The 12,203-nt window shown below is 71.6% G+C and carries 12 protein-coding genes; 3 read left to right on the top strand and 9 right to left on the bottom strand.

Going from position 1 to position 12,203, the window contains the following annotated elements:
* Window positions 1–20 precede the first annotated feature (20 nt).
* Complete coding sequence (locus PKE85_RS04355; RefSeq protein ID WP_271203556.1) at window positions 21–608, bottom strand: hypothetical protein; 588 nt, start codon at window positions 606–608, stop codon at window positions 21–23.
* A gap of 200 nt (window positions 609–808) precedes the next feature.
* On the opposite strand from PKE85_RS04355, the gene glmU reads away from it, so the two are divergent.
* The gene (glmU, locus tag PKE85_RS04350) at window positions 809–2,179 is read left to right on the top strand and encodes a bifunctional UDP-N-acetylglucosamine diphosphorylase/glucosamine-1-phosphate N-acetyltransferase GlmU (RefSeq protein ID WP_271203555.1); all 1,371 of its coding nucleotides are present in this window, start codon (window positions 809–811) and stop codon (window positions 2,177–2,179) included.
* 13 nt (window positions 2,180–2,192) lie between these two features.
* On the opposite strand, the gene PKE85_RS04345 is transcribed toward glmU, so the two are convergent.
* The 6 genes from PKE85_RS04345 to PKE85_RS04320 all read right to left on the bottom strand — a co-directional run bounded on the left by PKE85_RS04345 (window position 2,193) and on the right by PKE85_RS04320 (window position 7,543).
* The gene (locus PKE85_RS04345; protein WP_271203554.1) at window positions 2,193–3,098 is read right to left on the bottom strand and encodes a hypothetical protein; all 906 of its coding nucleotides are present in this window, start codon (window positions 3,096–3,098) and stop codon (window positions 2,193–2,195) included.
* Window positions 3,099–3,168: 70 nt separating this feature from the next.
* Window positions 3,169–3,834 (bottom strand): leucyl/phenylalanyl-tRNA--protein transferase, encoded by a 666-nt coding sequence (gene aat / locus PKE85_RS04340; protein ID WP_271203553.1) that lies wholly within the window; start codon window positions 3,832–3,834, stop codon window positions 3,169–3,171.
* Between the two features lie 29 nt (window positions 3,835–3,863).
* Window positions 3,864–5,231 (bottom strand): acetyl-CoA carboxylase biotin carboxylase subunit, encoded by a 1,368-nt coding sequence (gene accC, locus PKE85_RS04335; RefSeq protein ID WP_271203552.1) that lies wholly within the window; start codon window positions 5,229–5,231, stop codon window positions 3,864–3,866.
* A gap of 7 nt (window positions 5,232–5,238) precedes the next feature.
* Window positions 5,239–5,712, bottom strand: coding sequence for an acetyl-CoA carboxylase biotin carboxyl carrier protein (gene accB / locus PKE85_RS04330; protein WP_271203551.1), 474 nt, complete (start codon window positions 5,710–5,712; stop codon window positions 5,239–5,241).
* Window positions 5,713–5,738: 26 nt separating this feature from the next.
* Window positions 5,739–6,209: a type II 3-dehydroquinate dehydratase gene (gene aroQ / locus PKE85_RS04325; RefSeq protein ID WP_271203550.1), complete on the bottom strand. Its 471-nt coding sequence runs from the start codon at window positions 6,207–6,209 to the stop codon at window positions 5,739–5,741.
* 113 nt (window positions 6,210–6,322) lie between these two features.
* Complete coding sequence (locus PKE85_RS04320; protein ID WP_271203549.1) at window positions 6,323–7,543, bottom strand: threonine ammonia-lyase; 1,221 nt, start codon at window positions 7,541–7,543, stop codon at window positions 6,323–6,325.
* A gap of 215 nt (window positions 7,544–7,758) precedes the next feature.
* Here PKE85_RS04320 and PKE85_RS04315 point away from each other — a divergent pair, with 215 nt between their 5' ends.
* Both PKE85_RS04315 and PKE85_RS04310 read left to right on the top strand, forming a co-directional pair.
* The gene (locus PKE85_RS04315) at window positions 7,759–8,298 is read left to right on the top strand and encodes a TlpA family protein disulfide reductase (protein WP_271203548.1); all 540 of its coding nucleotides are present in this window, start codon (window positions 7,759–7,761) and stop codon (window positions 8,296–8,298) included.
* Between the two features lie 55 nt (window positions 8,299–8,353).
* A complete protein-coding gene (locus PKE85_RS04310) occupies window positions 8,354–9,445 on the top strand; it encodes a transglutaminase-like domain-containing protein (protein ID WP_271204073.1) in 1,092 nt (363 codons plus the stop codon).
* A gap of 9 nt (window positions 9,446–9,454) precedes the next feature.
* On the opposite strand, the gene PKE85_RS04305 is transcribed toward PKE85_RS04310, so the two are convergent.
* Complete coding sequence (locus PKE85_RS04305; RefSeq protein WP_271203547.1) at window positions 9,455–10,096, bottom strand: hypothetical protein; 642 nt, start codon at window positions 10,094–10,096, stop codon at window positions 9,455–9,457.
* Between the two features lie 53 nt (window positions 10,097–10,149).
* Window positions 10,150–12,201 (bottom strand): DNA topoisomerase IV subunit B, encoded by a 2,052-nt coding sequence (parE, locus tag PKE85_RS04300; RefSeq protein WP_271203546.1) that lies wholly within the window; start codon window positions 12,199–12,201, stop codon window positions 10,150–10,152.
* Between the last annotated feature and the right edge of the window lie 2 nt (window positions 12,202–12,203).

Raw genomic sequence — 12,203 nt, 5'->3', positions numbered from 1 at the left:
GCCGAAGCCTGGGGCGAAAATCACAGCTTCTCGATCGGCTCGCCGGTGAAGGGGGCCGCGCCGCAGGGCGTCGCCGGCCCGGCGAGTTCGACGCAGGCCCTGCCGGCCGCCTCAGAGGTGGCGAAGGGACCCGCCAGCAGCTCCACCGCGCCGCCCGGACGCCGGGCCAGCCGAAGCGACAGCCCCGAGAGCGCGCGGGGATAGCGGGCGCCCAGGGCGCTCCAGCGGCGGCGCGCCGCATCCGTCGACATCTCCACGCCGAGCGCCAGCGCGAACGCCCCGGCGCCGGCGCCGATCGAGCCTGTGGTGTCCGTCGGGCGCTGGGCGATGGCGGCGATCTTCATCTCGCCGACGCCGCGTTCGAGCAAGGCCATGCGGCGGGAAAGATCGTCGCGCTCCGCTGCGATGCGTCGCACCTCGCGCTCCAGCCGCTCCACCTGCTGCGCCGAAGCGTCCGCCACGGCGTCCTCGTGGCCGGCGCCGCGGAACGCCGCGAAGCCGGCGGCGGCCAGCGCCGCGGCCATCACCACGCCCCACACCATGGGCGGCGTCGGCCGGTCGAGCCGGTGGACGACGTCATAGGGGTCGGGAAGGGGGTCGTGGGTCACGCGCGGATCCCGATGGCGGCATGCGGCTCCGCCGATGCCGGGGAGAAAACATTGGTGCGCGGACGATACCTGAGTCGGATGATCGACCGCGTGGAAATCCATCGTCGCGCGAGGTTGCGGGGCGTGGCGAATTGCGGCCAAGGTTCCTCCGCGTCCTGATTCAGCGGGCGCGCCGCCACGCCGAAGATCCGGGACCGCTTATGACCGCCTCCGCCGCCCGCCGTTGCCTCACCATCGTGCTTGCGGCCGGCGAGGGCACGCGCATGCGCTCCGACCTGCCGAAGGTGCTGCACCGCGCCGCGGGCCGGTCGCTGCTCGGCCATGTGCTGGCGGCGGCGCGGGACGCGGGCTCCGAGGCGCTGGCGGTGGTCGTTGGACCGGGCCGGGAGGACGTGGCGGCGGAGACGAAACGGCTCGCCCCCGAGGCCCGCGTCTATGTGCAGGAGGAGCGCCGGGGCACCGCCCACGCCGTGCTCGCCGCCCGCGAGGCGCTGGCGGAGGGCTATGACGACGTGCTGATCGTCTATGGCGACACGCCGCTGGTGCGGGCCGAGACGCTGAGGCGCCTGCGGGCGCCGCTCGCCCGCGGCGCCGGCGTGACGGTGCTGGGCTTCGAGGCGCAGGACCCCACCGGCTACGGCCGGCTGATCTCCGAGGGCGCCAATCTGGTGGCGATCCGCGAGGAGAAGGACGCCACCGACGCAGAGCGCGCCATCCGCCTGTCCAATGGCGGGCTGATGTCGCTGTCTGGCGCCCATGCGCTCGACCTGCTCGACCGCATCGGCGACCAGAACGCCAAGCGCGAGTTCTATCTCACCGACGTGGTGGAGGTGGCGGTGAGGTCGGGCCTCGTGGTGGCGGTGGAGGCCGCGCCGGAGGCGGAGGTGCAGGGCGTCAATACCCGCGCGCAGCTCGCCGCCGTGGAGGCGGCGTTCCAGAACCGCCTGCGCGCCGCGGCGCTGGAGGGCGGCGCCACCCTGATCGCGCCGGAGACGGTGTTCTTCTCCCACGACACCGCCCTCGGCCGCGACGTCATGGTGGAGCCGAACGTGGTGTTCGCCCCCGGCGTCTCCGTGGCCGACGGCGCTGTGATCCACGCTTTCAGCCATCTGGAGGGGGCCGAGGTCGGACCCGGCGTCTCGGTCGGCCCGTTCGCGCGGCTGCGGCCGGGGACCAGGCTCGGCGCGGGCGCCAAGGTCGGCAACTTCGTCGAGGTGAAGAACGCCCAGGTGGAGGAGGGCGCCAAGCTCAACCACCTCACTTACGTGGGCGACGCCCGCGTCGGCGCGCGCGCCAATCTGGGCGCCGGAACCATCACCTGCAATTACGACGGCGTGTCCAAGTTCCGCACCGACATCGGCGCCGACGCCTTCATCGGCTCGAACACCGCGCTGATCGCGCCGGTGACGGTGGGCGACGGCGCCTATGTGGGAACCGGCAGCGTGGTGACGGAGGACGTGCCGGCGGACGCGCTCGCGATCGCCCGGTCGCGGCAGGTGACGAAGCCGGGCCGCGCCGCGTCCCTGCGCGCCGCTCAGAAGGCGAAGAAGGCGGCGAAGACGAAGGACTGACCGTCGTCTGCGCTCAGGGGCGCTGGAGGACGAGGCCGCGCTCGGTGACCACCACCCAGCGGCCGTCCCGGCGCTCCACGGCGCGGACGCGGCCGAACTCCGGCGTGTCGTCGCCGCGCTTCACCTCGATCAGGCCGTGGCGGCCGTCGAGCCGGGCGACGCCGTCCCGCACCTCGAGCACGGTCCAGTTCTTCACGATCGAGCTCGAGGGATCGGCCGGCGCGACGCTGCCGGTGGTCTCGGGATCGGAGGCCTTGGCGCCCGCGTCCGCGACGGTGGCGGCGGACGCCTTCTCGATCTTCTCAACCCGGTCTCGCAGATCGGCGAGCTGCGGGCTTTCGGCTGGCTTCACGGGCTCGGCCTTGGCGGTCTCCACGGTCGCGGCCTGCGCCCTGGCGGCCTCGACCATCTTCGTCAGCTCGTCGATCTTGCCCGCGGAGGCCTGACGCGAGGCGTCGAGCGTCTTCTCCAGTTCGGCGATCCGGGCCTTGAGACCTTTGACCTCCTCCTGTCCCGCCGCGGTCTTGGCGAGCGCGGCCTGGCCCTTCTTCGACTGATCCAGCGCCCGGCGCAGCCGCGTCATCTCCGCCTGCATCTTGGCGACCTTGCGGTCCATGGCGGCGTCGCGCTCGTTCTGGCCGGTGGGGTCCAGCGCGGCGGCGAGCCCCATGGCGCGGGCGTCCAGCGCCGCCACATCCTCGACGCCGTCGGTCATCATCGGCGTGGTCGCGAGCGTCGCGGCGCCCGTGACCATGGCGGCGACCGCGATCGCCGCGGCGGCGTAGGGCAGGGCGGGACGCAGGCGGTGGAGCAGGGACGGTTCGGGGATCAGGTCGATGGTCGGCCGGCGCGACGACCAGAACGTGGCCGAACGGTCGTCCTCGACGACCAGAGACGCGCGGCGGTAGTGAGCGTTCATCGGCGGTACTCGCACAGGCGGCGCCTTGGGCGCGACCCCCCGAGTTTCCGCTGGCGTGGTTACCGAAGGCTTACAGCTCGGCAAGCGCCTCCGCGCCCGTGACCGGGCGGCCCTTCGGCCAGCAGAAGAAGTCCGCGTCGTGGGCGAGCGCCTCGTCCAGCATGCGGTGATAGGCCCGCTTCGGGGCCTCGATCGCTCCGAAGGAGCGCAGGTGGTCGGTCACGAACTGGGTGTCGAGCAGACGGAAGCCGCCGCGCCGCAGCCGGGCCACAAGATGCGCCAGCGCCACCTTGGAGGCGTCGCGCTCGGTGTGGAACATGCTCTCGCCGAAGAAGGCCGAGCCCAGCCTGACGCCGTAGAGCCCGCCCACCAGCCGCCCGTCGCGCCACGCCTCCACGCTGTGGCCGTGGCCCATGGCGTGGAGATCGCCGTAAAGCCGACGGATGCGGCCGTTGATCCACGTCTTGAGCCGGTCGGGCGCGGGCGCGGCGCAGCCGTCCATCACCGCCTCGAACGCGGTGTCGACCCGGATCTCGAACAGGTCCGAGCGCACGGTGCGGGCGAGGCGGGAGGAGATGCGGAACCCGTCCAGCGGAATCACGCCCCGGAGTTCCGGCTCGATCCAGAACAGGCCCGGATCGTCCGCACTGTCGGCCATCGGGAAGATGCCGCAGGCGTAGGCCTTCAGCAGAACCTCCGGCGTGATCTCCACCAGCACGTCGTTGACCCGCGTCATCGCCTGCCCGGTCCGCCCTCCTGAGGCGCTTAAGCCTCGCCGCCGCCGCCGGCGGTCTCCGCCAGCATGGTCTCCAGCCAGTGGATGTCGTAATCGCCGTCCTGGATGGACGGGTTGCGCACCAGCCGGCGGAACAGCGGCAGCGTGGTGTCCACGCCGTCCACCACGAACTCGTCCAGCGCCCGGCGCAGCCGCATCAGGCATTCGGCGCGGTTGCGGCCGTGGACGATGAGCTTGCCGATCATGCTGTCGTAGTTCGGCGGGATCGAATAGCCCTGATAGGCGGCGGAATCGACGCGCACGCCGAGGCCGCCCGGCACGTGGTAATACTCGATGCGGCCGGGGGAGGGCCGGAAGGTCTCGGCGTTCTCGGCGTTCACCCGGCATTCGATGGCGTGGCCGCGGAAGGTCACGTCCTCCTGGGCGATCGAGAGCCGCGCGCCGCTGGCGATGCGGATCTGCTCGTTGATCAGGTCGATGCCGGTGATCATCTCCGTCACCGGATGCTCCACCTGGATGCGGGTGTTCATCTCGATGAAGTAGAACTCGCCGTTCTCATACAGGAATTCGATCGTGCCGACGCCGCGGTACTTCAGCTCGCGCATGGCGTTGGCGACGGTCTCGCCGATGGTCTCACGCTCTTCCGGAGTAAGCGCGGGCGAGGGGGCTTCCTCCCACACCTTCTGGTGCCGGCGCTGCAGCGAGCAGTCGCGCTCGCCCAGATGGATCGCGGCGCCTTCGCCGTCGCCCAGCACCTGCACCTCGATGTGGCGCGGGTGGATGAGGTACTTCTCCAGATAGACCGCGTCGTCGCCGAAGGCGGCCTTGGCCTCGGAGCGGGCGGTCTGAAGCGCCTCGGACAGGTCGTCGGCGGTCATCGCCACCTTCATGCCGCGGCCGCCGCCGCCAGAGGCGGCCTTCACCAGCACGGGGAAGCCGATGCCCTCAGCGACCCGGCGGGCCTCGTCGTCGTCGGTGACGCCGCCGTCGGAGCCGGGCACCACCGGGATGCCGAGTCTCTTGGCGGTCTGCTTGGCGGCGATCTTGTCGCCCATGATGCGGATGTGCTCGGGCTTCGGCCCGATGAACACCAGGCCGTGCTCCTCGAGGATTTCCGCGAAGCGCGCGTTCTCGGACAGGAAGCCGTAGCCGGGATGGACCGCATCCGCGCCGGTGATCTCGGCCGCGGCCAGCAGCGACGGGATGTTCAGATAGCTGTCGCGGGCGGCGGGCGGCCCGATGCAGACGCTCTCGTCCGCGAGCCGCACATGCATGGCGTTGGCGTCGGCGGTGGAGTGCACCGCGACGGTGGCGATGCCGAGCTCCTTGCAGGCGCGCAGGATGCGCAGCGCGATCTCGCCGCGGTTGGCGATCAGGACCTTCTGGATGTTCGGCATCGCCGGATCAATCCACGATCAGAAGGGGTTCGCCGAACTCAACCGGCTGGCCGTCGGTGATCAGAATCTCGCGCACCACGCCGGACTTGGGCGCGGGGATGGCGTTCATGGTCTTCATGGCTTCGACGATCAGCAGGGTCTGGCCCTGACGGACGGACGAGCCGACTTCGACGAAGGCCTTCGCGCCGGGCTCGGGCGCGAGATAGGCGGTGCCGACCATGGGCGATGTCACCGCTCCCGGGTTCTTGGCGGGATCGTTCGCGGCCGGCTCCGCCGCGAACGGCGCGGGCTGGGTAGCCGGGACCGAGGCGACGGGCGCCGGCGCGTAGACGGTGGCCTGCGCCTGAACATGGCGGGCGACGCGGATGCGAAGGTCCTCGACCTCGACCTCGATCTCGCTGAGGTCGCTCTCGGAGAGCAGCTTCGCGAGTTCGCGGATCAGCTCCGGGTCGATGGAGGATTTGGCGGTGGGCTTGCTCATGGGATGTCGCTCTCCGACGGGCGGGATCACGCCGTGATCGGCTCGGATGATGGGTCGGGCCGCGCGATGCGGCGGGCGAGGGCCTGGAGCGCGAAGTCATAGCCGTCGGGCCCTAACCCCACGATGACGCCGGCCGCGACCGGAGACACGTAGGAGTGGTGACGGAAGCTTTCGCGGGCGTGCACGTTGCTCAGGTGAACCTCGATCGCGGGAACGCCTACGGCGCGCAGCGCGTCGTGGATGGCCACGGAGGTGTGGGTCAGGGCGCCGGCGTTCAGCACGATGCCCTGCGCCGCCGTCCGCGCCTCCTGAATCCAGTCCACCAGATCGCCTTCGTGGTTCGACTGGCGCACGTCCACGGTCAGGCCCAGCCGCGAACCGGAAGCGCGGCACAGCTCCTCAAGGTCGGCCAGCGTGCCGGCGCCATAGATGGCGGGCTCGCGCAGGCCGAGGAGGTTCAGGTTGGGACCGTTGAGGACGAAGACGACCGGGGTCAAAAGCGAGCCGTTGCGGGGGTCGATCAGAAGCGCCGCCCGGCGATCCGGGCGTTCGCGGCGTGCCGTCCTTATAGGCAAGGCCGCGCCGGAACCCAAGCGATTCCGACTTTCGATCAGCCGCCGGCCCCGCTGTCGAGCCTGCGGCAGGGCAGCCCGATCTCCCGGAACGCGGCGAGGATCGCCTCCGCATGGGCGTGGTCGCGGGTCTCCACCGTCACGTCCAGCGTGGCGCCCTTGGCGGGCACGTCGAGGAACTGGCGCTGGTGATGCACCTCGATGATGTTGGCGCCGAGCTCGCCGAGCTTGCCCGAGATCAGGCCCAGCATGCCCGGCCGGTCCGCGATGGTCATGCGGAAGGCCAGGATCTTCTGGTCGCGCTCCAGCTCCCGCACCATGATCGAGGCGAGGATGCGCGGGTCGATGTTGCCGCCGCAGAGCACGAGGCCGACCTTGCGGCCGGCGAAGCGGGCCGGCTGGGCGAACAGGGCGGCGAGGCCCGCGGCGCCCGCGCCCTCGGCCAGCGTCTTCTGGTGGATCAGGTAGGCGTTCACCGCCCGCTCCAGCTCCGCTTCCGACACCAGCACGATGTCGTCCACCAGCCGGGCCACGATCTCCCGCGTCAGCACGCCCACGTTCTTGACCGCGATGCCTTCGGCGAGCGTCGGCCCGCCCACCGGCAGCTCCTCGCCGCGCAGCGCGTTCCACATGGCGGGATAGAGCGCGGCCTCGACGCCGATCACCTCGATCTCCGGCTTGATCGCCTTGGCCGCGATCGCCATGCCGGAGATCAGCCCGCCGCCGCCGATCGGCACGACCAGACAGTCGAGGTCGGGATCGGCGGCCAGCATCTCCATGGCGATGGAGCCCTGGCCCGCGATCACGTAGGGGTCGTCGTAAGGGTGAACGAAGGTGAGGCCGCGCTCCAGCGCGATGGCGCTGGCGCGCACCTGCGCCTCGGCCACGGTCTCGCCGTCCAGCACCACCTCGGCGCCGAAGCCGCGGGTGGCCGCCACCTTCACATGCGGCGTGGTGTCCGGCATCACGATGGTGGAGGGAATGCCGAGCCGGGTGGCGTGGTAGGCGACAGCCTGGGCGTGGTTGCCCGCCGACATGGCGATGACGCCGCGGGCGCGCTCCCCCGGCGTCAGCCGCGACAGTTTGGAGACCGCGCCGCGTTCCTTGAAGGCGTTGGTGACGTGGAAGTTCTCGTACTTCACCCGCACGTCCGCGCCGGTGAGCGCGGAAAGTTTCGGCGCCGCCAGCATGGGCGAGGGCGACACGGCCCCTTCCAGCAGCCGGGCGGCGGCCTCCACGTCGGCGAACGTCACGGTCATCAGGGCGGTCTCGGCGGAAAGAGTGCGGAAGGAGTATGGAACGGGCGCGCGACCATATACGGGCCGCAGCCCCGCCGCATCCTCCGCCGCAGGGCCGAACGCGCCGATCACGATTGCTCGGATCGCGGGGCTGCGGCGTTGACCGGGCGCCGTCCTCGCCCCATCGTGACAATTGACCGCAGCCGATGGGCTGTCCGGGAGCAGGAGCCTGCCGCGTGACGGCGATCCGATCTTTCCGCCCGCTGGCGTTGCTGACGCCGCTGATCGCGCTGGCGGGCGCCGCCGTCGCGTCCGCGGAGGAGATCGCCTTTTCGCCGTTCGCGCCCCCGGCGCCGGCCCCCGCCGCGACGCTTGAGCGTCCGGCGCTCGACGGCGCCACGCTTGCGCTGAAGGCTCGGCCCGACCGGACTGTGCTGTTACACTTCTTCGCCACATGGTGCGCGCCCTGCCGGGTGGAGCTGCCGGAGCTGGCCCGCTTCGCGGCCGAGCACGGGGAGCGGATCACGGTGATCGGCGTCGACGTGGGCGAGCCTGCATCTCGGGTGGCCCGCTTCGTGGAGCCGTTCGGGCTCGGCTTTCCCGTCGCCGTGGACGAGGACCGGGGCGCTGCGCGGGCGCTCGGCGTCAAGGTTCTGCCGACCACGATCGCGCTCGCGCCGGGCGGCGCCGTGGCGCGGGTGGCGAGCGGCCCCGTGGACTGGCGCGCGCCCGCGACCGTCGAGGCTGTCACGGGACTCGAGGCGCATCCGGAATGAGATCGAAGCCAAGACGGCGCAGACCGTCGACGAACAGGAAGGACGAGACGAGATGATGGACCGCAGAACCCTGCTGCAGAGCGGCGTCGCCGCGGCGGCGCTGGCCGCCGTTCCGACCATCGGCCGGGCGCAGGGCGCCCCCGCGTTCGCTCCCAAACCCGGCGCCTGGCGCACGTTCGAAATCCGCACCGAGGTGGAGCTTCCGCCGACAAAGGGTGCGGCCAGGGTGTGGGTTCCGACCGCCAACTTCCGCGCCGACGACTGGACCCGGCCGGAAGGCTCCAGCTTCGACGGCAACGCCGCGCAGGCGAAGCTGGTGGAGGGCGGCGCCGGTCTGGTGCAGGCGGAATGGCGCGAGGGCGCCGAGGCGCCGAAGCTCGCGGTGGTGAGCCGGGTCGCGACCCGCGATCGCAGCGTCGACCTCGCGGCCACGGGCGCGCCGGCCTTGTCCTCCGCCGACCGTGAAGCCTATCTCGCCGCCACCGAGCTGATCCCCACCGATGGCGTCGTGCGCAAGACCGCGCTTTCCATCGTCGGCGGCGCGGCGACCGACAGGGAGAAGGTCAGAGCGATCTACGAGTGGGTGGTCGCGAACACCTTCCGGGACGCCAAGGTGCGCGGCTGCGGCCTTGGCGACGTGGCCTCCATGCTGGAAAGCGGCAACCTCGGCGGCAAGTGCGCCGATCTCAACGCGCTGTTCGTGGGGCTGGTGCGCGCGGTCGGCGTTCCGGCGCGCGACATCTACGGCATCCGGGTCGCGCCCTCGCGCTTCGGTTACAAGAGCCTCGGCGCCAATTCCGAGACCATCACCAAGGCGCAGCACTGCCGGGCCGAAGTGTGGCTCGACGGGCCGGGCTGGGTTCCGGCCGATCCGGCGGACGTGCGCAAGGTGGCGCTGGAGGAGCCGCCGGCCAATCTGAAGCTGGACGATCCGAAGGTCGATGCGGCGCGTGCGGCGTTGCTGGGCGCCTGGGAGACCAACTGGATCGCCTTCAACGACGCCCACGACGTAGCGCTGCCGGGCTCCAGCGGGCCGAAGCTCGGCTTCCTGATGTACCCGCAGGCCGAGACCGCCGCCGGCCGGCTGGACTGCCTGGACGCCGACGGCTTCCGCTACAGGATCACCGCGAAGGAGATCACGGCGTAACCGCCGCGCTCAGTTCATCGCCGGACCGAAGCGGATCTCCCCCGGCGCGCCGAGGATCAGCACCCAGGTGTCGCGCAGCCCGTCCCGGTCGGGCTGCGTGTCGAGGAACAGCGTGACGCCGCCGGTGGAGCCGCGTTCGGCGCGGATGTCGCCGAAGGTGAGCCGCGCGGCGTCGTTGTCCTCGATCTCGCGGGTCTCGATCACGCGCCCGTCCGGCTCGGTCAGCCACTGGGCGTAGAAGCGCTTGCGGGTCCCGTCGATCACGCCGATGACCCGGGAGAAGCCCTTGCCGTCCGCCGTGCTCCACGGGCTCGCGACCCGCGCCACCGTGACGTTGGCGGCGACGCCGAGCGGATCGTCGGCGGACGCTTCGGGCTCGGGCTCCTCCGATGGCGCGGGCGCGTCCGGTTCGGGCGGCGGGGCGGGAGACGGCGCCTGCGGCGGCGTCGTTTCGTCCGGCCGGATCGGGTCGGGCGACAGCTTCTCCTGCGGCGCCTTCGGCGACGGGGAGGGCGGCGGCGGGGTCTGGGCGAAGGCGAAGGACGCCGCGAGCGTGGCGGCGAGGGCCGTCAGGGACAGCAGGCTGCGGGGCATGAGCGTGGCCTTGTCGATCGAGCCGGTCATGATCTTCAGGCCCAGCATGACCGTCAACAGCGACGCCGGTGTGGCCGGAGCCGTTCACGATCTCCGGCGCGGGTCGCCCGTCAGATGTCGACCAGATCGCCCGCGAAGGCCGCGCGCTCCTGGATGAAGCGGAAGCGCGCCTCCGGCTTCGTGCCCATCAGCCTGTCCACCGTGTCGCGGGTGTCCTCGCGGGCGGCCTCGGCGATCTCGACCTTCAGCAGCGTGCGCTTCGCCGGCGCCATGGTGGTGTCCCGCAGCTGCGCCGGCAGCATCTCGCCGAGGCCCTTGAAGCGGCCGATCTCCACCTTCTTGTTGCGGAACGCCTTGCTGGCCAGAAGCTCGTCCTTGTGGGCGTCGTCCCGGGCGTAGACCGTGGTCCCCCCATGGCTCAGCCGGTAGAGCGGCGGCACGGCGAGGAACAGGTGGCCGTTGCGGATCAGCTCCGGCAGCTCCCGGAAGAAGTAGGTCATGAGCAGCGAGGCGATGTGGGCGCCGTCCACGTCGGCGTCGGTCATCACGATCACCCGCTCGTAGCGCAGGTCGGCCTCCGAATAGCGCGCCCGGGCGCCGCAGCCGAGCGCCAGCAGCAGGTCCGCGAGCTGCTGGTTCTGGGCCAGCTTGTCGGCGCCGGCGCTGGCGACGTTCAGGATCTTGCCCCGCAGGGGCAGCACGGCTTGCGTGGCGCGGTCCCGCGCCTGCTTGGCGGAGCCGCCGGCCGAATCGCCCTCCACGATGAACAGCTCCGAGCCCTTGGAGCCCGCCTGGCTGCAGTCGGCGAGCTTTCCCGGCAGGCGCAGCTTGCGGGTGGCGGTCTTGCGGGCCACGTCCTTTTCCGCGCGGCGGCGCAGCCGCTCCTCGCCGCGGGAGATGACGTGCTCCAGCAGCCGGTTGGCCTGCTGGGGCGAGGCCGCGAGCCAATGGTCGAACGCGTCCTTTACCGCCGTCTCGACGATGCGCGCGGCCTCCGGCGTCGCCAGCCGCTCCTTGGTCTGGCCCTGGAACTCCGGCTCGCGGATGAAGGCGGACAGCATCGTGGCGGCGCCGTTGATCACGTCCTCGCCGGTGAGGATCGCGGCGCGCTTCACGTTGGTCAGGTCCGCGTAGGCCTTGAGGCCCCGCAGCAGCGCCATGCGCAGGCCCTGCTCGTGGGTGCCGCCCTCGGGCGTCGGGATGGTGTTGCAGTAGGAGCGGGAAAAGCCGTCGTCGCCGTCGTCGGTCCAGGCGACGGCCCATTCCACGGCGCCGTGGCCTCCCGCCTTCTTGTGGGCGCCGGTGAACAGCTCCGCCGCCTGCGAGCGGCCGGCGAGGCTCGCGGCCAGATAGTCCTTCAACCCGCCGGGGAAGTGCAGCTCGGCCTTGTCCGGCGTGTCGCCGGCGTCGGCCAGCAGCTCCGCCGGGCAGCTCCAGCGGATTTTGACGCCGGAGAACAGATAGGCCTTGGAGCGCGCCATCTGGAACAGGCGCGCGGGCTTCAGCCGCGCGCCTGCGCCGAAGATCTGCTCGTCCGGCCGGAAGGTGACGCGGGTGCCGCGCCGGTTCGGCGCCGCGCCAGCGGGCTCAAGCGGCCCCAGCGGCAGGCCGCGCGAAAAGCTCTGCCGGTAGAGCTTCTGGTTGCGCGCCACCTCCACGTCGAGCCGCTCCGACAGGGCGTTCACCACCGACACGCCCACGCCGTGCAGGCCGCCGGAGGTCTCATAGGCCTTGCCGTCGAACTTCGCGCCGGAATGCAGGGAGGTCATGATGACCTCGAGCGCGGACTTCTGCGGGAACTTCGGGTGCGGGTCCACCGGGATGCCGCGGCCGTTGTCGGTGACGGTCACCGAGCCGTCGAGGCCGACCTCCACCGCGATGAAGCTGGCGTGGCCGGCCACCGCCTCGTCCATGGCGTTGTCGAGCACTTCGGCGAACAGGTGGTGCAGCGCCTTCTCGTCGGTGCCGCCGATGTACATGCCGGGGCGGCGGCGCACCGGCTCCAGCCCCTCCAGCACCTCGATGTCATGGGCGTCGTAGGAGGCTTCCGCGGGCGCTTCGGCGCGGGGCGCGGGCTTCTGACGCGCCGGCCTGACCGCTGCGCCCTCATGAGGCGCAAACAGTCCTTCGCCGCCCGTTTCCGCGTTGTCGCCGCCCGCCATCC

The sequence above is a fragment of the Methylopila jiangsuensis genome (assembly GCF_027922305.1).
GTDB lineage: Bacteria > Pseudomonadota > Alphaproteobacteria > Rhizobiales > Methylopilaceae > Methylopila > Methylopila jiangsuensis.
Note: the sequence above shows the minus strand (reverse complement) of the source record. Positions and strands in the feature narration are given on the sequence as shown.

Bases quoted from the DNA above. Each gene is read 5' to 3' on its own strand.
- glmU (WP_271203555.1), top strand. From the start codon at position 809: ATGACCGCCTCCGCCGCCCGCCGTTGCCTCACCATCGTGCTTGCGGCC.
- PKE85_RS04345 (WP_271203554.1), bottom strand. From the start codon at position 3,098: ATGAACGCTCACTACCGCCGCGCGTCTCTGGTCGTCGAGGACGACCGT.
- aat (WP_271203553.1), bottom strand. From the start codon at position 3,834: ATGACGCGGGTCAACGACGTGCTGGTGGAGATCACGCCGGAGGTTCTG.
- accC (WP_271203552.1), bottom strand. From the start codon at position 5,231: ATGCCGAACATCCAGAAGGTCCTGATCGCCAACCGCGGCGAGATCGCG.
- accB (WP_271203551.1), bottom strand. From the start codon at position 5,712: ATGAGCAAGCCCACCGCCAAATCCTCCATCGACCCGGAGCTGATCCGC.
- PKE85_RS04320 (WP_271203549.1), bottom strand. From the start codon at position 7,543: ATGACCGTGACGTTCGCCGACGTGGAGGCCGCCGCCCGGCTGCTGGAA.
- PKE85_RS04310 (WP_271204073.1), top strand. From the start codon at position 8,354: ATGGACCGCAGAACCCTGCTGCAGAGCGGCGTCGCCGCGGCGGCGCTG.
- parE (WP_271203546.1), bottom strand. From the start codon at position 12,201: ATGGCGGGCGGCGACAACGCGGAAACGGGCGGCGAAGGACTGTTTGCG.